The organism is Arthrobacter jiangjiafuii (assembly GCF_018622995.1).
Classification (GTDB): Bacteria; Actinomycetota; Actinomycetes; order Actinomycetales; family Micrococcaceae; genus Arthrobacter_B; species Arthrobacter_B jiangjiafuii.
Genome location: NZ_CP076022.1, coordinates 3,108,602 through 3,129,772, shown reverse-complemented (window position 1 = coordinate 3,129,772; position 21,171 = coordinate 3,108,602). Strand labels below are relative to the sequence as shown.

The following is a 21,171-nucleotide window of genomic DNA, read 5'->3' as shown; positions in this document are numbered from 1 at the left end:
CCTGCCGCGTTCTCTCTGCGAAACTGAAGACATGTCGCGTGCCTCGATCCACCTCGTCCGCCATGGAGAAGTTTTCAACCCCGACGGGGTGCTCTATGGACGGCTGCCGGAATTCCATCTCTCCGAGCTGGGCCAGGAGATGGCCCGCAGGGTGGCTGGCTACTTTGAAGCGCAGAAGAACGACGGCGCGTCCCTGGTACATCTGGTTGCCTCTCCGCTGACCCGGGCACAGGAAACCGCGGCGCCGATTGCCGCAGCCCTGGGCCTGGACGTCGTGACCGACGAGCGCATCCTGGAAGCGACAAACCGCTTCGAGGGACTCTCCGGCGTCACCAACCGGCTGCGCAACCCGAAGTACTGGCCGCTGATGTACAACCCGTTCAAGCCCTCCTGGGGCGAGCCGTATGCGGCACAGGCCGAGCGGGTCATGACGGCCGTGCACGACGCCCGGCGCATCGCCGTCGAGCGCGGCGGAGACAATGCCCAGGCCATCCTCGTCAGCCACCAGCTGCCCATCTGGGTAACCCGCCTGTCTGCCGAGGGCCGGAAACTCTGGCATGACCCGCGCAACCGTGAGTGCACCCTGACCTCCATCACCACGCTGGACTTTGACGGCGACACCCTGCTTGGCGTCCGCTACGCCGAACCCTCCGCCGACCTCCTGCCCGGTGCTGCGAACATTCCCGGCGCATAATAGGATTACTACGCGTTGTAGAAGTGGCTTCCGCCGCGATGAAAGCTGGAAATAGTTGAAAAACCCCCAGAGCACCTCCCAGCCGGACCCCATCGGCCGCCGCTCCTTCCTGAAGCTCGGCGCCGGGGTGGCCCTCGGCATGCCCCTGCTCGCTGCCGCATCCGGCTGCGCCGTCGAGGATCCGCTGGCGGCCCAGGCCAAGGCCGGCGACAACAAGAACTACATTGCCGGAGACGGCTCAGTCACCGAATATGCTGCGGAAGCGCGCGGTGAAGCGGTGCAGTTCGAGGGCACCCTTTTTGACGGCACCGCCGTCTCCGCAACGGAATTTGCCGGCAACGTGGTGGTCCTGAACTTCTGGTACGCGGCCTGCGCGCCCTGCCGCAAGGAAGCACCGGACCTCGTGGAACTCCATGACCAGTTCGCTTCCGAAGGCGCCCGCTTCTACGGGGTGAACATCCGCGACGAGCGGAACACCGCCGAAGCCTTCGAACGGTCCTTCAAGATTCCGTATCCGTCCTTCCAAGACAAGGACGGCGGGATCCTGCTCGCGATGACGCAGTTCGTGCCGCCGTCTGCCGTTCCCACCACGCTGGTCCTGGACCGCGAAGGCCGCGTGGCCGCCCGCATCCTGGGCCTGGCGGACAAGAGCACCCTGAAGGCGCTCATCAGCGACGCGCTGGCGGCATAACCGGCATGCTTGCCTCCGTCGCCACCGCTGCCTCTGTGCCCGCGGCAGCCCTGCCTGCGGCGAATGTCTTTGCCGAAACCATCCTCAACGGCTCAATGCTGCTGGCCATTCCGGTCGCAGCCCTGGCCGGCCTGGTCTCCTTCCTTTCACCGTGCGTGCTGCCCCTGGTTCCGGGTTACCTGGGCTACGTCACCGGGCTGACCGGCGTCGACCTGCAGAAGCAGCGCCGCGGGCGGATGCTCGCCGGGATCGGCCTGTTCGTGCTGGGCTTCTCCGTAGTCTTCGTCATCATCGGTGCCGGCGTGGGTCAGCTGGGAGGCTGGCTGCGCGGTTCCGAGCAGGAGTGGATTTCCCAGGCCCTGGGTGCGGCGATCATCGTTCTCGGGATTGTCTTCATGGGCGGCCTGAGCTGGTTCCAGCGGGACCGGAAAATTGCGGCCCGCCCGCCGGCCGGGCTGTGGGGAGCGCCGCTGCTGGGGGTCACCTTCGGCCTGGGCTGGGCGCCGTGCCTGGGACCCACCCTGTCGGCAGTGCAGCTGCTTTCCTTCTCCGGCGACGATGCCAGTGCAGCCAAGGGTGCCTTCCTGACCTTCATCTACTGCCTCGGGCTGGGGCTGCCGTTCCTGCTCATCGCCTTGGGTTTCCGCCGGGGAATGGGCGCCCTGGGCGTCTTCCGCCGCCACCGGCTGGCCCTGCAGCGCTTCGGCGGAGGCATGCTGATTGCCCTGGGCCTGCTGATGGTCACGGGTGTCTGGAACATCTGGATCAACGAACTCCAAGGTTGGTTGGATAGTGTGACCCTGCCGATCTGATCCCGCTGCCGCACGAGCCTTCTTCCCGTCCAGCACCAACACAAAGAACCATGAGAGCCAGTTGAACCGTAAACCGGATGTAATGACCGATGCCGAGCACAACGGCGACCGTTCCGCGGCCGCCGGCCAGTCCGGCGCGTCCGGCAAGGGACGCACCGGCCGCAAGGCCCGCGCCGCTGCCGGGGACGTCCAGCTGCCCTTGCTCGGCCCGCTCGGGCTGCTGCGCTGGGCCTGGACCCAGCTCACCAGCATGCGCACGGCACTGTTCCTGCTGCTGTTGCTGGCCGTCGCCGCGGTCCCCGGTTCGCTGTTTCCGCAGCGCCCGGCCAACCCCGCCGTCGTCACCCAATACCTCAAGGACAACCCGGATACCGGGCCCTGGCTTGACCGGTTCCAGCTGTTCGACGTGTATTCCTCTGTCTGGTTCTCCGCCATCTACCTGCTGCTGTTCATATCCCTGATCGGCTGCGTCATTCCGCGGGCCAAGGCCCACTACCGGGCCATGCGGTCCAAACCGCCGCGCACCCCAAAGCGCCTGTCCCGGCTGCCCGAGTACGGCACCCTGGCCATCCCGGCGTCGTCGGGCCTTACCGCCCTCACCGCCGCCGAGGAAGCCGCCAAACTGCTGCGCAAGCGCGGCTACCGGGTGGATGTCCGGGACCGCGACACCGACCGGCCCTCCGTCGGTGCCGAGCGCGGCTTCGCCAAGGAAGTTGGCAACCTTCTCTTCCACACCGCGCTGATCGGCGTCCTGGTCTCCATCGCCGTCGGCGGGCTCTTTGGCTACAGCGGGCAGAAGGTGGTGGTGGAGGGCGAGTCCTTCGTCAACACCCTGGTCGGCTACGACTCCTTCAAGCCGGGTACCAGTTTCACCGAGGACCAGCTCGCCCCGTACTCCCTGACCCTGGACGAGTTCAACGTCGAATTCGACCGGAAATCGGAGACCCACTACGGCCAGCCGCTGGACTTCGCGGCCACCATGACCGTGAAGGAGAGCCCCGACGCCGAGGAACACACCGAAACCCTGAAGGTCAACGATCCGCTGACCATCGGCGGCAGCCGCGTCTACCTCGTCGGCAACGGTTACGCCCCGGTTGTCACGGTGCGCGACGGCGACGGCAACATTGCGCTGCAGGGGCCGGTGGTCTCCGTCCCCAGCGACGGCATGTACACCTCGCTGATGGTGATCAAGGCCCCGGACGCGAAGCCGGACCAGCTCGGTTTCGTGGGCTTCTTCCTGCCCACCGCCATGCTGGACGAGGAGGGCGTTTCCTTCTCCGGCGACCCGGATCCGTTCAACCCGCAGCTGAACCTCAATGCCTATTACGGCGACCTCGGGCTCGACGAGGGCGTGCCGAGCAACGTCTACGTGCTCGACACCGAGAACCTGACCGAGATCAACAGCCGCAACCTGGACGAGGGCGGCATTGTCCTGGGCGCCAACCAGACCTACGAGCTGCCCGAGGGCAAGGGCTCCATCTCCTTCGACGGACTGAAGCGGTACGCGGCCCTGGACATCCACTACGACCCGGCGAAAATCTGGGTCCTCACGTTCGCCGTCATCTCGCTCGCGGGCCTGTCCGCCTCGCTGTTCCTGGCCCGGCGCCGCGTCTGGGTCCGGACCGGAACCCATGCCGACGGCCGGATCATGGTCGAATACGGGCTGCTGGCCCGCGGCGAGGACCAGCGCCTGGCCAGCGAGGCCACGGCCATCCGCGGCCTGCTGGAAAAGCAGTGGTTGGCGGGCTCCGGCGCAGTGGAGGACAATGGCGCGGGGGAAGCATCAGCTCCGGGCACCGGAGAGCAGACGAAAGACCGGGACGCAGAGCCCGGCGCATCAGCAGCGGACAGCAGTGCCGCGCAGAAGAAGGAAACAGGTAAGGACTCGTAATGCCCGACATTGACTACACCCTCGCTGAGTACAGCGAGCTGTTCATGCTGCTGGCCGCGTTCGCCTATACGGTGGCGTTCCTTGCCTTCACCTGGGACCTCGCCCAGAGCAGCAAAACCATCCAGGCGGTGGAGTCCAAACTGACGCAGCAGGGCTCCGAGCAGGTCCAGGCCATGGCCGGCGCCCCGGCCCGCTCCGCCGGTGCCGACACCTACCTGGCCGACGGCAACGTCCGTGGCTGGGATGACAACGGCAACCGCGTGGCCCAGACCGCCGACGCCTCCATGGGCTACGTCGGCGCCCGCCGGAACACTGCACGTGTGGGCGTGGCCCTGACGGTCCTGGGTGCCCTCATCCACGCTGCCGCCGTCATCTCCCGCGGCCTCGCGGCGCACCGCGTGCCCTGGGGCAACATGTACGAGTTCTGCACCACCGGCGCCCTGGTGGTGGCAGTGGTCTTCCTGCTGGTGCTGCTGCGCCGCGACCTGCGCTTCCTGGGCACCTTCGTGCTGGGCCTGGTGCTGGTCATGATGATGGTTGCCACCATCGGGTTCCCCACTCCGGTGGCGCACCTGATCCCGGCCCTGCAGAGCTACTGGCTCATCATCCACGTTTCGGTGGCAGTCATTGCCTCCGCACTGTTTACCCTCACCTTCGCCATGTCCGTGCTGCAGCTGCTGCAGGCAGACCGGGAAACCAAGATCCGCGCCGGCGGCACCTCCAAGCTGGGCTTCCTGCGGATTGTTCCCTCGGCCCAGAGCCTGGAGAACTTCGCCTACCGGATCAACGCCGTCGCCTTCGTGCTGTGGACCTTTACCCTGATGGCCGGCTCGGTGTGGGCCGAGCAGGCCTGGGGCCGGTACTGGGGCTGGGACACCAAGGAAGTCTGGACCTTCGTGATCTGGGTGGTCTACGCCGGTTACCTCCACGCCCGCGCCACCCGCGGCTGGACCGGAACCCGTGCCGCCTGGCTCTCGATCGTGGGCTACCTCTGCGTGATCTTCAACTTCACCATTGTGAACGTCTTCTTCGCCGGCCTGCACAGCTACTCCGGCGTCTAGGCAACACCGAGCGGCACCTGCCAGCGCCGCCGACATCAACCCGCCTTCCGGTTCTCCGGGGGCGGGTTTTTGTTATCTCAGGGCGCGGCGTTCGGTGAGTGTTGAGCTCGCGCCATTGTGCGTCGTCGAGTGTGGAGACGATGCCGCTACGGCCCATCGAGTGTGGAGGTGATGCCGCTTTGACTCCCGAATTTGGGCATGATCCCGACACCCGGCGCAGGGTTGGGGCAAGATCCCGACACCCGGCGCAGGGCCGGGGCATGATCCCGACACCCGGCGCAGGGTTTGGGCATGATCCCGACCCCCTCGGCGCAGGGCCGGGTTCCGGTGCCCCCACAAAAACCCCCGCCTTCCGGAGACCGGAAGGCGGGGCTTGGGATCTGAACGGATTCGGGACGGTTAGGCGCTGGGCTTCTCGTCGTCGTTCTTCTTATGGCCGGACTGCTTCTCCCGCTCGCGCAGCTCGGCTTCGCGGCGCTTGAGCTCGGCCTCCTTGGCCTGCTGCCGCCGGCGGATCTCGAGGTTCCGCAGGAACTCCGGATCGTCGTCGGGCGCTGTGGGATGCCGGGGCTGGCGGTTCTTCGGCTCCGGGCCGCGCATGGGCCGGCCGAAGAGGAACCAGAGCAGGGCACCGAGGACCGGGAGCAGGATGATCGTGGCCAGCCAGGCGATCTTCGAGATGCTCCGCACTTCCTGGGCCCGGGACATAATGCAGTCGATGAGGGCATAAATAATGACAGCGGCGACGATGATGACACCGAAAAGCACGAGGCGAGGCATGAATCAATTGTAGGGGAGCCGGGCACGGGCGCACCTGCCGGACCCGGCTCGGGCGGGTCGGGCCGCCGCGGCTGCTGCAGGGAGTCGGCCGGAGCGGAGGCAGACACTAGAATAGGGCTGTGGCTTTCTGGAAATTTACCGCTCTCCGCCTTGGTTTGGTGGCCGTCTTCTTCGCAGCATGTGTCTGGCTGGGCCTGGGCCTGGTGCTCTCGGCGATTGTCGGAGCCATCCTCGCCTGGTGCGTCACGTACCTGTTCTTCCGCGACATGCGCGATGCTGCCGCCCGGAACGTGCAGAAGCGCTTCCACGGCGACAACCCGCCCTCGCGCAACAAGGTGGAACTGGACGACGCCGGTGCCGAGGACAGCATGCTCGACGCCCACCCCAACGTCACCATCGACAACGACCGCAAGCCCCGCGAAAAGTAGGCCCCCGCGGGACGTGCTTGTCGCCGGTGGCCCGGCAGGCCTTAGGCGAGCAGCCGGGTCAGCACCAGGCCGAGGCTGAACAGCACGGCAAAGCCCAGGTTGATCAGGCCGGTCTGCTTCAGCACCGGGATCAGGCTGCGGCGTTTCTTCCCCTTGAGCATGAGCCAGCTGGGCATCAGGCAGGCCGGCAGCAGCAGCAGCACCAGCAGGACCCACGGGTAGTCAGCGGCCAGGAAAAGCGGCAGCAGGATCGCCAGCGCGAGCATCATGACGTAGCTGATGCGCGCGGCTTCGTCGCCCAGCCGCACGGCCAGGGTGCGTTTACCGGCCTCACGGTCGGTGGGAATGTCCCGGACGTTGTTGGCCATCAGCAGGGCCATGGCAATCAGCCCGGTCCCCACCGCGCCGATCAGCGCGGGAACGCTGACCTGTCCGGCCTGGGTGTACGTGGTGCCCAGAGTGGCCACCAGCCCGAAGAACACAAACACGAATACGTCGCCCAGGCCCATGTAGCCGTACGGGTTCCGGCCTCCGGTGTAGCCCCAGGCCGCCGCGATGCAGCCAACGCCCACCAGGATCAGGAACCAGCTCGAGGACAGGATGATCAGGGCCAGGCCAGCGGCCATGGCAGCCCCGAAGCAGCCGAACGCGGCGTATTTGACCTGTTCGGGGCTCGCGGCCCTGGACCCGGTCAGCCGCAGCGGGCCCACCCGGTTGTCGTCCGTTCCGCGGATCCCGTCGGAGTAGTCATTGGCGTAGTTGACGCCCACCTGCAGCAGCACCGCCACCACGGCCGCCAGCACTGCGTTCAGGGGCTTGAAGGATCCCAGGTCGTAGGCTGCCGCCGTACCGATAAGCACCGGCGCCACCGCCATCGGCAGAGTGCGGGGGCGGGCTCCTTCTAACCACTGCGCGGCTGTAGCCACAATCAACGTCCTCTTGTCTTAGTCATGGTTCTCTAACGATCTATTCTCCCGCAGCCTGAGCGGCGTGAAAGTGCGGCGCTCAGGGGTGGGTATGACCCGCGGCTGCCAGCAGGCGGCGGAGCCCTACCCGGTCGGTTTTGCCGTTGGGCAGCAGCGGCAGGGCCTCCAGCAGCAGCACCACCTTGGGCACCGCGGGCCCGCCGAGCACGCTGCGGACGATATCCTTCACCTTTTCCGGGTCCACGGAGCCGACGACGGCGGCGCCCACCACTGCGCCCCACTCCAGGTCGTCCACGCCCAGGACCAGGGCCTCGGAGACCTCCGGCAGCTGTTCAATCGCGGCGGAGACGGCAGCGGCGGAGATCTTGATGCCGCCGCTGACAATGACGTCGTCCAACCGTCCCGAGACACTGACCCGCCCATCGGCCACGCTGCCCGTGTCATCCGTGCGGAACCAGCGCTTGCCGGAGTTGAAGCGGAAGCGGTCGGCGGTCAGCTCCGGCTGGCCCATGTAGCCGTCCGCGAGGATGTCCCCGGCGATCCACAGTGCCCCGGACTCGACGGTGACATCGACGCCCGGCAGGGGGACGCCGTCGTACACGCAGCCGCCGCAGGTTTCACTCATCCCGTAGGTGGTGACCACGTTGATGCCCAGGGCCGCGGCATCGGCGAGCAGCCCGGCGCCGGCGGGCGCGCCGCCCAGCAGGATCGCGTTGAAGCGGCGCAGCACGCGCACCGTCTCAGGCTCGGGGTTAGTCAGGAGCCGGTGCAGCTGGGTGGGCACCAGGGAGGTGAAACGGTTCCGGTCCGTCATGTCCGCCGCCGCGGCGGTGAAGCGCGCAGCGCTGAAGGATCCGGAGGTGTCCATGAAGACCGGCTGGGTTCCTGCGTAGAGCGACCGGATCAGCACCTGGACGCCGGCTATGTAATGCGCCGGCAGGGCCATCAGCCACTGGCCGTCCGCCTGCAGCGCCATGGCGGTGGCCATGGAGGAAGCGGCGAGGGCATCGGTGCTGAGCATCGTCTGCTTCGGGGTGCCGGTGGAGCCGGAGGTGCTGATGACCAGGGCTATGTCGTCGTTGGGCAGTTCGCCGGGGAAGCCCTGGTGCGGGTCGGCATGCGGTGCCACCGCGGGGCCTTCACCGGCGAGGGCTGCGGCCAGCGGGGCCAGCAGTTCCTCGGCGTTGAAGCCGGCGGGGGTGTGGACGGTCAGCAGTTCCATCTAAAGGCCTAGAAGTAGTAGGGGAAGGAGGACCAGTCGGGGTCCCGTTTTTCGAGGAAGGCTTCCTTGCCCTCCACCGCTTCGTCCGTCATGTAGGCCAGCCGGGTCGCTTCGCCGGCGAAGACCTGCTGGCCGGCCAGGCCGTCGTCGGCCAGGTTGAAGGCGAATTTCAGCATCCGGATGGCCTGCGGGGACTGCCGGGCGATGTCCGCGGCGTATTCCAGCGCCACCTTCTCCAGGTTCTCGTGGTCCACTGCCTCGTTCACGGCGCCCATGGCCACCATGTCCTCGGCGGAGTATTCCCGGGCGAGGAAGAAGATCTCGCGGGCCTTTTTCTGCCCGATCTGCCGGGCCAGCAGCGCTGACCCGTAGCCGGCGTCGAAACTGCCCACCGTGGCATCGGTCTGCTTGAACTTGCCGTGCTGGCGGGAGGCGATGGTCAGGTCCGAGACCACGTGCAGGCTGTGCCCGCCGCCGGCGGCCCAACCATTGACGACGGCGATAACCACCTTGGGCATGGTCCGCATCAGGCGCTGCACCTCCAGGATGTGCAGCCGCCCGGCCCGGGCCGGATCGATGGTTTCGCGGGTTTCCCCCTCCGCATAGCGGTAGCCGTCGCGGCCGCGGATCCGCTGGTCGCCGCCGGAGCAGAAGGAATGCCCGCCGTCCTTGGCGGAGGGGCCGTTGCCGGTGAGCAGGACGGTGGCGACGTCGGGGGTCATCCGGGCGTGGTCCATGGCCCGGTACAGCTCGTCCACGGTGCCCGGCCGGAACGCGTTGCGGACTTCCGGACGGTTGAACGCGATGCGTACCGTCGGCAAATCGCGCACGATGCCGCCGTCGGCCGCGCGCTCCACCTGACGGTGGTAGGTCATGTCCTGCAGGTCCTCAAACCCGGAGACAAGACGCCACTGCTGCGGGTCGAAAATATCGGACACCTGTTCTGGAAGTTCTATGCTCACGGTTTCGAGTTTATCGCTCCACCCCAAACCGGCCGCCCGGACGGTCTTTTGCCCGTGAACCCTGTCCCGGCGCCCCTGTCAACGTTTACCTTGGCAGCATGTCTGTCTCCCCGGGGATTGATGGCCCCGCATCCGATGCTCTGCTCAAGCTCGGCCGGTTTTTCAGCCGCTGGGATGAGACCGCCGACGGGCGGGCGGTGTTCCGCGAAGGCGGCCGGAAAGGCGATTCCTTTTACCGGAACCGGTGGAGCCACGACAAGGTGGTCCGGTCCACCCATGGGGTGAACTGCACCGGGTCCTGCTCCTGGAAGGTGTACGTCAAGGACGGGATCATCACCTGGGAAGCGCAGGAGACCGACTATCCGACGGTCGGTCCGGACCGCCCCGAATACGAACCCCGCGGCTGCCCCCGCGGGGCCGCGTTCTCCTGGTACACCTATTCACCCACCCGGGTCCGCTACCCCTACATCCGCGGGGTGCTGCTGGAAATGTACCGGGCCGCGAAGCGTGAAACCGGCGACCCGGTGCTCGCCTGGGAATCCATCATCAACGACCCCGTCCGGCGCCGCAGCTACCAGCGGGCCCGCGGCAAGGGCGGGCTGGTGCGCTCCAGCTGGGCCGAGGCGCTGGAGATGACCGCCGCCGCGCACGTCTCCACGGTGAAGAACTACGGCCCGGACCGCTGCACCGGCTTCTCCCCGATTCCGGCCATGTCCATGGTCTCCCACGCGGCCGGTGCCCGGTTCATCAACCTGATCGGCGGGGTGATGAACAGCTTCTACGACTGGTACGCGGATCTGCCCGTGGCCAGCCCGCAGGTCTTCGGTGACCAGACCGACGTGCCCGAATCGGGGGACTGGTGGGACGCAACGTATCTGATGATGTGGGGCTCGAACATTCCGGTCACCCGCACCCCTGACGCGCACTGGATGGTGGAGGGCCGCTACCGGGGCACGAAGGTGGTCTCGGTCAGCCCGGACTACGCCGACAACACCAAGTTTGCCGACGAGTGGCTGCCGGCGCAGGCGGGGTCCGACGGGGCCCTGGCGATGGCGATGGGCCACGTGATCCTGAAGGAGAACTTCGTGGACCGGCGGGTGCCGTTCTTCGAGGATTACGTCCGGCAGTACACCGACCTGCCGTTCCTGGTTGCCCTGGAATCCCGCACGGACGGCACCGTGGTGCCGGGCAAGTTCCTGACCGCCGCTGACCTCGGCGGCGGCGAGGCCAAGGCCTCCGATGCGGCCTTCAAGACGGTGCTGCTGGACCGCGACGCCGGCACCCCGGTGGTGCCCAACGGTTCGGTGGGCTTTCGGTACAACGACGACGACGCCGGCAAGTGGAACCTTGACCTGCAGGGTGTGGTGCCGGCCCTGTCCATCGCCGACGCGTCCTGCTGGGAGCAGCAGACCGCGAGGGTCGACCTGCCCGCCTTCACCGATCCCACCGGCGTCGGCTCGGTCATGCGCCGCGGCGTGCCGGTGACCACCGTTGCCGGGCGGACCGTGACCACAGTTTTTGACCTGATGCTCGCCCAGTACGGGGTGGCGCGGCCGGGCCTGGTTCCCGGGGAGCTGCCGGGGGAGTGGGCAACGGGGTACGACGACGCGCAAACCCCCTACACCCCGGCCTGGCAGCAGGAAATCACCAATGTCTCGCCCGAAGCGGTGATCCGCACCGCCCGGGAATTCGCGGCCAACGCCGAAAAGTCGAACGGCCGGTCCATGATCATCCTCGGCGCCGGCATCTGTCAGTGGTACCACGGGGACGTCACCTACCGTGCGATCCTGGCGATGCTGATGCTGACCGGCTGCCAGGGACGCAACGGCGGCGGCTGGGCGCATTATGTGGGCCAGGAAAAGTGCCGCCCGATCACCGGCTGGGCGGCGATGGCCTCGGCCGGAGACTGGAACCGGCCCCCGCGGTTCATGATCGGGACGGCCTTTTGGTACATGCATACCGACCAGTTCCGTTCCGACGGCTATTCCTCCGATTCCATGCAGTCCCCGCTGGCGCAGGGGCATCTGCGCGGAATGCACACGGCGGATGTCATCGCGAAGTCCACCCGGATGGGCTGGATGCCGTTCTATCCGCAGTTCGACGCGAAAAACTCGCTGGACGTGGCTGATGAAGCCATTGCCGGGGTGTCCCGCGGCGAGGCCGACGACGAGGCCTCCTGGGTGGCCCGGCGGCTCAAGGACGGGCGGCTGCGGTTCGCCATCGAGGATGTGGATGCGCCGGAAAACTGGCCGCGGACCCTGGTCCTGTGGCGCTCGAACCTGCTGGGCTCCTCGGCCAAGGGCGAGGAGTATTTCCAGAAGCACCTGCTGGGCACGCTGAACAACGTGATGGGGGCGGACCACGGCGAATCCCGGCCCGCCGACGTCGTGTGGCGGGACAACGCCCCGCAGGGCAAGCTGGACCTGCTGGTGTCGGCGGATTTCCGGATGACCAGTTCCACCCTGCTCTCCGACGTCGTGTTCCCGGCAGCCACCTGGTACGAGAAATACGACCTGTCCTCCACCGATATGCACCCCTACGTGCATGCGTTCACGCCGGCCATCGCGCCGCCCTGGGAGGCCAAGACGGACTATGACCTGTTCCGCCTGCTGGCCGAGGAGTTCTCCCGCCAGGCCGTCACCCACCTGGGCGTGCGCCAGGACCTGGTGGCCACCGCCCTGACCCACGACACACCCGGCGAGATCGCCCAGCCCGGCGGCCACGCCCCGGACTGGAAAGGGACGGATATCCCCGCCGTGCCAGGAAAAAACCTGCCCGATCTGAAGATCGTGGAACGGGACTACACGGCGATCGGGGAGAAATTCGTCGCCGTCGGACCGCTGGCGGACAAGCTGGGACTGACCACCAAGTACGTGAAATACGACGTGGCCAAACCGCTGGAGGCGCTGGCCCGCAAGCACGGGGTCTTCGACAGCGGCGCCGCCGCGGGACGTCCGGCGGTGGACACCGACGCGCGGATGGCCGAGGCGATCCTGATGCTCTCCGGCACCACCAACGGTGCGCTGGCCGTGCAGGGCTTCAAGACCCTGGAGAAACGCACCGGCGTGCCGCTGGCGGATCTGGCCGAGGGGGCGGAGGACAAGCAGATCACCTTCCGCGACACCCAGGACCGGCCGACGCCGGTGATCACCTCGCCGGAATGGTCCGGCTCCGAGACCGGCGGCCGGCGCTATGCCCCGTTCACCATCAACATTGAACGGCTCAAGCCCTTCCACACCCTGACCGGACGGATGCACTTCTTCCTGGACCATGACTGGATGCAGGACATGGGGGAGGCCCTGCCCATCTACCGGCCGCCGCTGGACATGCACCGGCTGTTCGGCGAACCGGCGCTGGGCACCCGTGGCGAACTCTCCGTGGCGGTGCGCTACCTGACCCCGCACAACAAGTGGTCCATCCACTCCGAGTACCAGGACAACCTGCTGATGCTCTCGCTCTCACGTGGCGGAACCGCGGTGTGGATGAGCACCCAGGACGCCGCGCTGATCGAGGTCAACGACAACGACTGGGTGGAATGCGTTTCCACAAACGGGGTGCTGGTGGGCCGGGCGATCGTCAGCAGCCGGATGCCTGCCGGTGTCCTGTACGTGCACCACGCGCAGGAGCGGATCATCGACACCCCGAAGTCCGAAGCAACCGGACGGCGCGGGGGTATCCACAACTCGGTGACCCGCATCCTGGTCAAACCCACGCACATGATCGGCGGCTACGCCCAGCTGTCGTGGGCGTTCAATTACCTCGGCCCCACAGGCAACCAGCGCGACATTGTCACGGTGGTCCGCAAGCGTTCCCAGAAGGTGGTCTACTGATGCGGATCATGGCCCAGACAGCAATGGTGATGGCGCTGGATAAGTGCATTGGCTGCCACACCTGTTCGGTGACCTGCAAACAGGCGTGGACCAACCGGGCGGGTACGGAATACGTCTGGTTCAACAACGTGGAGACCCGCCCCGGGCAGGGCTATCCGCGCCGGTACGAGGACCAGGAGAAATGGAAGGGCGGCTGGGAGCTGAACAGCCGCGGCAAGCTCAAGCTGAAGGCCGGCGGGCGGCTGGCCAAGCTTTTCGGGATCTTCGCGAGTCCGGTCCAGCCGGAGCTGAACGACTATTACGAGCCGTGGACCTACGACTACGAGAACCTCATCAACGCCCCTGCGGGCAACGACTTTCCGGTGGCCAAACCCAAGTCCCTGATCACCGGCGAGGATATGAAAATCGAATGGTCCGCGAACTGGGATGACAGCCTCGGCGGCTCGGAACGGTCCGGGCAGCAGGACCCGGTGCTGGAGAAGATGCGCCGGGACGCCGAGGAGAAGGTGAAGCTGGAGTTCGATTCCACCTTCATGTTCTACCTGCCCCGGATCTGCGAGCACTGCCTGAATCCCTCCTGCATGGCCTCCTGCCCCTCCGGTGCCATCTACAAGCGGGAAGAGGACGGCATTGTGCTGGTGGACCAGGACCGCTGCCGCGGCTGGCGGCAGTGCGTCACCGGCTGCCCGTACAAGAAGATGTACTTCAACCACCGCTCCGGCAAGGCGGAGAAGTGCACGTTCTGCTATCCGCGGATCGAGGTGGGCCTGCCGACTGTCTGCGCGGAAACCTGCGTGGGCCGGCTGCGCTACATCGGGATTTTCCTGTACGACGCCGACCGGGTCACCGCCGCTGCCTCCGTCCCCAACGAGCAGGACCTCTACGAGGCGCAGCTGGACCTGATGATGGATCCCAACGACCCGGCGGTGATCGCGGCCGCCCGCGCCGAAGGCATTCCGGAGGACTGGCTGGACGCCGCCCGGCGCTCTCCGGTTTACGCCCTGGCCAAGGAGTTGCGGGTGGCCCTGCCGCTGCACCCCGAATACCGGACCATGCCGATGGTCTGGTACGTGCCGCCGCTGTCCCCGATCGTGGATGTCCTCCAGGAACAGGGGCACGACGGCGAGAGCGCGGACAATCTCTTCGGCGCCATCGAGGCACTGCGGATCCCGGTGGAATACCTGGCGGAGATCTTCACCGCCGGAGACACCGACCTGGTCACCGGGGTGCTGCGCAAGCTCGCCGCCATGCGCGCCTACATGCGGGACATCACCCTTGGCGACGCACCCGATGAGCGGATCGCTGCCGACGTCGGGATGACCGGGGCACAGATCGTGGCGATGTACCGGCTGATGGCGGTGGCCAAATACGAGGAGCGCTACGTCATTCCCAGCGCCCATCTGGAGGATGCGCACAACCTGGAGGAGATCGGCTGCTCGCTGGATGTGGAGGGCGGCCCGGGGATGGGCCAGACCGGTGTCTTCGGTGAAGCATCCGGACGCCCCACCCCGGTGGCAGTGGAGAACTTCGCGGCCCTGCAGGCACGGCAGCGCGGCGAGGATCCCACCGGCAACGGTGACCTGGGCGGGCGGGTGAACCTGCTCAACTGGGACGGCCGGGGCGCGCCCAAGGGACTGTTTCCGGCGAACAACAACCGCGGGGCACCGGACCCGGACGCAGGTGAGGGCAAGGGCGCCGGGTATGACCAGGCCGAAGGGGACGGACCGGCGTCGGGCCCAGGCAGGCAGGACACTGGCAGGCAGGACACCGGCGGGCCGGACCCGGGCGGGGACCCGGGTGAGCCAGGCCGTGGCCCGGGCGGAGCGGGGCGGCCGTGAGCCTGCTGGAGAGACTGCTCGGCAAACCCGGAAAGGGCACCTACGAGCCGGAGCCGTACCGCGACACCGATCCGCGGCGCAGCGCCGTCGTCCGGCAGGCCGCGGGGCTGCTGCTGGAGTATCCGGATGAACAGCTTGTGCGCGTGGTTCCGTCGATGCGGGCCGCGCTCGCCGAGGCCGGTGCGGACGCCGGGCCGGTCGAGGAACTGTTCACCCAACTCACCGCTAACCCGTTGCCGGAGCTCCAATCGTCGTATGTGCAGGAGTTCGACCTGTCCAAGCGGCACAGCCTGCACCTGACCTACTGGACGGACGGCGATACCCGCCGCCGGGGCGAGGCGCTCGCAGCCTTTAAGGAGGTGTACCGGGCGCATGGAGCCCTGCCCGAGGGCTCGGAGCTGCCCGATTACCTGCCGCTGGTGCTGGAGTTCGCCGCGAGGGTCTCCCCGGAAGACGGTTACGAGCTGCTGCAGCGCTACCGGCCCTCGCTGGAGCTGCTCCGCCTGGCCCTGCGTGATGACGGCCTGCCCTATGCCGGAGTGCTCGCCCTGGTCTGCTCCACCCTGCCCGGGGTCTCGTCGGAGGACCGGCAGACCGTCATGCAGACAGCCGGTTACGGCCCGCCCACCGAAACGGTGGGCCTGGAACCCTACAGCTCACGGCTGCTGCCGGTGCATGAAAGGAACTCCCCATGAGAGCGCTGGTTGTTCCCCTTGATGTTCCCCGGGAGGTTCCTTTGGACGTTCCGCCGCCGGCCAACGTAGAGGTGGGGCTGGCCGACGTGATGCTGTGGGGCGTGCTGCCGTACGTGGTGATCGCCGTGCTGATCCTCGGGTCGATCTGGCGGTACCGCTATGACCAGTTCGGCTGGACCACCCGTTCCTCCCAGCTGTACGAATCCCGGCTGCTGCGCATTGCCTCGCCGCTGTTCCACTTCGGAATCCTGGCGGTCATCGTGGGCCACTTCATCGGGCTGGTGATCCCCAAGTCCTGGATGGACGCCGTGGGCATCAACGAGGACCGTTACCATTTCTTCGCCCTCAGCATCGGCTCCATCGCCGGCTTCGCCACCCTCGTCGGCATCGTGCTGCTGATCTACCGGCGGCGCACCACCGGGCCGGTCTTCATGGCCACCACCGTCAATGACAAGGTCATGTACATCTTCCTGGTAGCCGCGATCCTTGCCGGGCTGGCCACCACGGTGTTCTCGGTGTTTGACCACGGGATCGTGAACTACCGGGACACCGTTGCTCCGTGGTTCCGCTCCATCTTTATCTTCTCCCCGGACATCGCGGGGATGACGGCCGCGTCCCTGTCCTTCAAGATCCACACCCTCTGGGGGCTGGCCCTGTTTGCCCTCTGGCCGTTCACCCGGCTGGTCCACGCATTCACGGCGCCGCTGCAGTACCTGTTCCGCCCCTACATCGTGTACCGCTCACGGGGGAAGCGGCCCGCTGCAGGGGCTCCGACACCCCGTGGGAGCTGGGCCCCGGTGGGAACACCGGACCGCGACCGCAAAGGCACTCCGCGCGCCTGAACCCATCCGCGACTCGTACCGCCCCAGGGAAGGACCGCCATGTCAGCCGCAACGCCGCCCCCGGCCGCAGCCGACCTCAAATCGGGTCAGCTGCGCAACCTGATCGTCGCCACCATCGCCTCCACCGTGGGGTTCTGGGCCTGGACCATCATCGGGCCGCTCTCCAGCCGGTACGCCGCAGGCATGGAGCTGGGTGCCGGGCAGACCTCGATCCTGGTAGCCATGCCCATCCTGGTGGGATCCGTGGCGCGGATCCCCGTCGGAGCGCTGACCGACCGGTACGGCGGCCGGATCATGTTCACCGTGATCCTGGGGGTAACGGCTCCGCTGGTGCTGCTCACCGGAATTGTGGGGCAGCTGGAGAACTTTCCGTTCCTGGTGGTGATCGCGTTCTTCCTGGGCATTGCCGGCACCGTGTTCGCCATCGGCATTCCCTTCTGCTCGGCCTGGTATGACCGCAGCCGCAAGGGCTTCGCCACCGGAGTCTTCGGGGCCGGCATGGTGGGAACCGCGGTGTCGGCGTTTTTCACCCCGCGGCTGGTCAACGCGGTGGGCTACATGGGCACCCACATCACCATCGCCGTCGTCGTGGCCGCCATGGCGCTGCTGAGCTGGCTGATCCTGCGCGAGTCTCCGGCCTGGTCGGCGCCGACCGCGCCGGTGCTGCCCAAGATCACCCACGCCTTCACTCTCCGGGTCACATGGCAGCTGTGCTTCCTGTACGGCGTGGTGTTCGGTGCCTTCGTGGCCTTCTCGAACTACCTGCCCACCTATCTGGGCAACGTCTACGACTACGACGCGACGGCGGCCGGCACCCGGACCGCCGGGTTCGCGGTGGCAGCGGTCATCGCCCGCCCAATCGGCGGCACCATCGCCGACAAGGTGGGCCCGAAACTGGTCACCCTGGCCTCCCTGGCCGGAACGGTGGTGCTGGCCGTGATTGTCGCACTGCGGCCCGAGGAGGAGCGGGTGTACGGAACCGCGTTCATCCTGATGGCGTTGTTCCTGGGCCTGGGCACCGGCGGGGTGTTTGCCTGGGTGGGCCGTGCCGCTCCGGCGCAGGACGTAGGGACCATCGGCGGGATCATCGCCGCAGCCGGCGGGCTGGGCGGCTATTTTCCGCCGCTGGTCATGGGCGCCACCTACGATCCGGCGAACCGCAGCTATTTTGTCGGATTGATGCTGCTCGCGGCCTTTGCCGCCGTCGCGCTGCTGCTGACCTTTACCGTGCGCAACGGCGGCAAGGTGGATGAGCGGACCCGGACCTGAGAGGGCGGACCAGCGCCTGTCACTCCTGCGGGTGGGCCCATGCAACGACCCAGTAGGGACCGGCATCGGCGGTTTCCACAGTGACCGTCATATCTCCGACTGCCTCAGCGGCGAATTTGCTGGTGAGCCTGGACCCGGTGGGGTTGTCACAGGGGATGGTCGAACCACCCTGAGGATTGTTGAGCCTGATGGTTATCTGACTGCCAGGCGAGCAGGACGCGGACATACTCAGGGCTTCCCCGGGCTCCAATGTGCCCGAAACTGCATGGGCGCCGGCACCTGTACCTTTCACCGAAAGGAGGGCGCGTGCCGCCGTGGGATTATTGTCTTTCCCGCGGGGTGGTGCGGGCTCAATCAGTTCCGACATTTCAACCGCAGATCCCGTGGGGAATGGCGCCGGCGGGGCGGCGTTTGTGGCAGGCGCAGGCGTCGCGGGTGAATTGGAGGAACTGGAAGAATCTGCGCTGCTGGCGCTGCCGCCTTCGGCGCTCCCGGTCTCTCCTGCCGAACAGGATGACAGAGCAAGAGCCGCCGAACAGGCCAGTAGGGTCCAGCCGGCCCGAAAACCCGAGCTGTTGCCCCGGCGCCGCGGTGAATTGGAAGGACCGGCTACGTCAGTTGCGCTTTCTCTCAATGAGGTTTCCATTAATGAGCCTAAACACAATCGGCTGCTGCAAATCAAGCAATTCCGAAAACCAATCCAACATTCTTTGGGTTGTGCAGGAAGTGGATTTGCCGTATGCGCAGAGGGTGCAGAATGCGAATTCTGCCGCATAATTCACGCTATTTCACGGGTGGTTCAACCGCCTGTTGGCCGGTTGCCGGCGCCCCAACCGGGCTGGTCCCTTCGATGGTGATTTGCCGCCGGGTAGAGTCTGAGGATGGGTGCAATCGAGCTGATCCTCATCCGCCATGGCGAAAGTGCCGGCAACGTTGCCGCGACGCACGCCCAGCGCTCCGGAGCCGAAGTCATAGATGTCGGCCTACGCGATCCCGATGTCCCGCTTAGCGATGCCGGGGTTCAGCAGGCCCGGGCACTGGGCCGCTGGCTGGCAAACCTGCCGCCGGACCAGCACCCGGATTCCGTGTGGTGCTCCCCGTACCGGCGGGCCCGGCAGACCGCCGAACTCACCACCATGCAGGACCCGGGCACGCCACAGGACATTCGCCTGGACGAACGACTGCGCGACCGGGAGCTGGGCATCCTGGACCTCCTGACCTCCACCGGCGTCGAAGCCCGGTTCCCGGAGGAGGCACGACGGCGCAGCTGGCTGGGCAAGTTCGCCTACCGTCCGCCGGGCGGGGAATCCTGGGCCGACGTGGCCCTCCGGCTGCGCTCGGTCCTCCGCGACCTGGATGAGGAGGAAGACGGCAAGCGGGTGGCCATCGTCTGCCACGACGCGGTCATCCTGCTGATCCGCTACGTCTGCGAACGCCTCGATGAGCAGGAGCTGCTGGACATTGCCGCGAGCACCAGCGTCCGCAACGCTTCCATTACCCGTTTGGTGAGGCCGGGCGGGGTCGGACGCTGGAGCATGGAAAGTTTCAACGCCGTAGACCATCTGTCTTCCGGCGGAGCACCCGTTACCGAGCATGCAGGAGATGAAGACCATGTCCACCCCCGCTGAAGCCATCACGCCGGCACTGCTGAAGGCCTGGCAGGTGAACCGCGAGGCCTCGGACAAATCGGACCGCGGCACCGTTGTGGTGGTCGGCGGTGCCCGGCGCTCACCGGGGGCTGCCATGCTCACCGGGCGGGCCGCCCTCCGGGTCGGGGCGGGGCGGCTGACCCTCGCCGTCACGGAGTCCGTCGCCGTTGCCGTCGCGGTGGCCGTGCCGGAATCGGGGGCCGTGGCCCTGCCGGAGGACGACGGCGTGATCTCCGGGAAGCGGGCCCCGCAGGCTCTGGGTACCGATCTGGAAACGGCCGACGTCGTCGTCATCGGTCCGGGGCTGGACGACGCCGATTCGACCAGGCAGCTGCTGCGCGGCATCGCTCCGCTGCTGAACGATATCGCTGCCGTGGTGCTGGACGCCTACGCGCTGGGCGTGCTGCCCGGGCTGCCGGAGGTCTATGGGCCGTGGGCCGGGCGCCTGGTGTTGACACCGAACCGGAAGGAAGCTGCCCGGTTGCTGGAAAAGGATCCGGACGCGGAACTGGATCTGGCGCACGCCGCTGCGGACATTGCAGCCAAGTACCAGGCCGTAGTCGCCGTCCAAGGGCTGATCGCGGCTCCGGACGGCCGCCTCTGGGAGGTGCCGGCCGGCAACGCCGGGCTCGGCACGTCCGGCAGCGGGGATGTCCTGGCCGGTGCGATTGGCGGTTTCCTGGCCCGTCAGGCCAGCCCGGAACAGGCTGCCTGCTGGGGAACCTATCTGCACTCCACGGCCGGAGACCGGCTGGCCGCGGCGCAGGGTCCGCTGAGTTTCCTGGCCGGGGAGCTGCTGGACGCGATGCCGCGCGTGATGGCGGAGCTGACGGTCTAGCGGTGGCGAGTATGAACCGGGCTGCGATCGCGCCCCTGCCCTACACCTTCAGCCGACGGGACGGTTTCGCGGCCGGCTTCTACGTGGTGTTTGTCCTGATCTTCAGCTACGCCCCGGGTCTGGGCATCCCCGGGCTGACCCGGCTGATTCCCGATCCGCTGCTGGCCGGCTACGTGGTGAACCTGGTCTTCTACCTCTGCGCCGGCGCGCTGGCGGTCTGGGCCTCCTGGCGCTTTGCGGTGCGGGAGGCCCGGATCCTGGCCACCCGCCCGTGGCTGACCCTGGCCATCATTCCCGGCGGCGTGTTTGCCATGCTGCTGCTGACCGCCGTCGCCGTGCTGGTTTCCGGACCGCCCGAAACCGCGGTGAACCAGGAAGCGGTGCAGGGTCTGGTGGTGTCCCTGCCGCCGCTGCTGATCATCCCCCTGCTGGTGGTGATCGCTCCGTTTGTCGAGGAGTACATCTTCCGCCACCTGCTTATCGGCAAGCTCAGCAGATACCTGAACATCTGGGCCTGCTGCGCCATTTCCGTGGTCTTGTTCGCCGGCATCCATGTCGCGGGCAAGGAGGCGCTGGCACTGCCGGTGCTGATGCCGTACCTGGCCATGGGTGCGGTGCTCGTGGGGATCTACGTCTGGGCGGGGAAGAACTTCATCCTCTCCTATGCGGTCCACGCCGCGAAGAACCTGCTGGCCGTGCTGCTGACCTATGCCATTCCTGCGGAGCTGTTGGGCTGAAGCCGT

Annotated in this window: 18 protein-coding genes; 14 read left to right on the top strand and 4 right to left on the bottom strand. The window is 67.1% G+C overall.

Features of this window, described 5'->3' with window-relative positions; genetic code table 11:
- Window positions 1-31 precede the first annotated feature (31 nt).
- The 5 genes from KKR91_RS14670 (at window position 32) to ccsB (ending at window position 5,149) form a co-directional block, all read left to right on the top strand.
- Complete coding sequence (locus KKR91_RS14670; RefSeq protein WP_210227703.1) at window positions 32-694, top strand: histidine phosphatase family protein; 663 nt, start codon at window positions 32-34, stop codon at window positions 692-694.
- 55 nt (window positions 695-749) lie between these two features.
- A complete protein-coding gene (locus tag KKR91_RS14665; RefSeq protein WP_475558889.1) occupies window positions 750-1,385 on the top strand; it encodes a redoxin domain-containing protein in 636 nt (211 codons plus the stop codon).
- Between the two features lie 95 nt (window positions 1,386-1,480).
- Window positions 1,481-2,197, top strand: a complete 717-nt coding sequence (locus tag KKR91_RS14660) for a cytochrome c biogenesis CcdA family protein (protein WP_210228297.1) — start codon at window positions 1,481-1,483, stop codon at window positions 2,195-2,197.
- 82 nt (window positions 2,198-2,279) lie between these two features.
- On the top strand, window positions 2,280-4,088 hold the full coding sequence (gene resB / locus KKR91_RS14655) for a cytochrome c biogenesis protein ResB (protein ID WP_210227705.1): 1,809 nt from the start codon (window positions 2,280-2,282) through the stop codon (window positions 4,086-4,088).
- Entirely contained in the window at window positions 4,088-5,149 is a 1,062-nt protein-coding gene (gene ccsB, locus KKR91_RS14650) for a c-type cytochrome biogenesis protein CcsB (RefSeq protein ID WP_210227707.1), read from the top strand. Before resB ends, ccsB begins: the two co-directional genes overlap by 1 nt.
- 399 nt (window positions 5,150-5,548) lie before the next feature.
- Here ccsB and KKR91_RS14645 read toward each other — a convergent pair whose 3' ends face one another.
- Complete coding sequence (locus tag KKR91_RS14645; RefSeq protein WP_210227709.1) at window positions 5,549-5,929, bottom strand: PLD nuclease N-terminal domain-containing protein; 381 nt, start codon at window positions 5,927-5,929, stop codon at window positions 5,549-5,551.
- 119 nt (window positions 5,930-6,048) lie between these two features.
- Between KKR91_RS14645 and KKR91_RS14640 the strand changes: the two genes are divergently transcribed.
- Complete coding sequence (locus KKR91_RS14640; RefSeq protein ID WP_210227710.1) at window positions 6,049-6,357, top strand: DUF4229 domain-containing protein; 309 nt, start codon at window positions 6,049-6,051, stop codon at window positions 6,355-6,357.
- 41 nt (window positions 6,358-6,398) lie between these two features.
- Here KKR91_RS14640 and KKR91_RS14635 read toward each other — a convergent pair whose 3' ends face one another.
- From KKR91_RS14635 to KKR91_RS14625, 3 genes are all read right to left on the bottom strand, one after another.
- A complete protein-coding gene (locus tag KKR91_RS14635) occupies window positions 6,399-7,283 on the bottom strand; it encodes a 1,4-dihydroxy-2-naphthoate polyprenyltransferase (RefSeq protein ID WP_210227711.1) in 885 nt (294 codons plus the stop codon).
- A gap of 79 nt (window positions 7,284-7,362) precedes the next feature.
- Window positions 7,363-8,505: an AMP-binding protein gene (locus KKR91_RS14630; RefSeq protein WP_210227712.1), complete on the bottom strand. Its 1,143-nt coding sequence runs from the start codon at window positions 8,503-8,505 to the stop codon at window positions 7,363-7,365.
- Between the two features lie 8 nt (window positions 8,506-8,513).
- Window positions 8,514-9,467 (bottom strand): 1,4-dihydroxy-2-naphthoyl-CoA synthase, encoded by a 954-nt coding sequence (locus KKR91_RS14625; protein ID WP_210227713.1) that lies wholly within the window; start codon window positions 9,465-9,467, stop codon window positions 8,514-8,516.
- A gap of 98 nt (window positions 9,468-9,565) precedes the next feature.
- On the opposite strand from KKR91_RS14625, the gene KKR91_RS14620 reads away from it, so the two are divergent.
- From KKR91_RS14620 to KKR91_RS14585, 8 genes are all read left to right on the top strand, one after another.
- Window positions 9,566-13,297 carry a nitrate reductase subunit alpha gene (locus KKR91_RS14620; RefSeq protein ID WP_210227715.1) on the top strand — a complete coding sequence of 1,244 codons (3,732 nt, stop codon included), beginning with the start codon at window positions 9,566-9,568 and terminating at the stop codon, window positions 13,295-13,297.
- Complete coding sequence (narH, locus tag KKR91_RS14615) at window positions 13,297-15,135, top strand: nitrate reductase subunit beta (protein ID WP_210227717.1); 1,839 nt, start codon at window positions 13,297-13,299, stop codon at window positions 15,133-15,135. The genes KKR91_RS14620 and narH overlap by 1 nt, the downstream gene beginning before the upstream one ends.
- Window positions 15,132-15,830 carry a nitrate reductase molybdenum cofactor assembly chaperone gene (gene narJ / locus KKR91_RS14610; RefSeq protein ID WP_210227718.1) on the top strand — a complete coding sequence of 233 codons (699 nt, stop codon included), beginning with the start codon at window positions 15,132-15,134 and terminating at the stop codon, window positions 15,828-15,830. The genes narH and narJ overlap by 4 nt, the downstream gene beginning before the upstream one ends.
- Window positions 15,827-16,672, top strand: a complete 846-nt coding sequence (gene narI / locus KKR91_RS14605; RefSeq protein WP_210227719.1) for a respiratory nitrate reductase subunit gamma — start codon at window positions 15,827-15,829, stop codon at window positions 16,670-16,672. The genes narJ and narI overlap by 4 nt, the downstream gene beginning before the upstream one ends.
- A gap of 39 nt (window positions 16,673-16,711) precedes the next feature.
- Entirely contained in the window at window positions 16,712-17,941 is a 1,230-nt protein-coding gene (locus tag KKR91_RS14600; RefSeq protein ID WP_210227720.1) for an MFS transporter, read from the top strand.
- Window positions 17,942-18,822: 881 nt separating this feature from the next.
- Window positions 18,823-19,569: a histidine phosphatase family protein gene (locus tag KKR91_RS14595; protein WP_210227721.1), complete on the top strand. Its 747-nt coding sequence runs from the start codon at window positions 18,823-18,825 to the stop codon at window positions 19,567-19,569.
- Window positions 19,553-20,428, top strand: coding sequence for an NAD(P)H-hydrate dehydratase (locus tag KKR91_RS14590; protein WP_210227722.1), 876 nt, complete (start codon window positions 19,553-19,555; stop codon window positions 20,426-20,428). Before KKR91_RS14595 ends, KKR91_RS14590 begins: the two co-directional genes overlap by 17 nt.
- An 11-nt stretch (window positions 20,429-20,439) precedes the next feature.
- Window positions 20,440-21,165 carry a CPBP family intramembrane glutamic endopeptidase gene (locus KKR91_RS14585; RefSeq protein WP_210227723.1) on the top strand — a complete coding sequence of 242 codons (726 nt, stop codon included), beginning with the start codon at window positions 20,440-20,442 and terminating at the stop codon, window positions 21,163-21,165.
- Window positions 21,166-21,171: the final 6 nt, after the last annotated feature.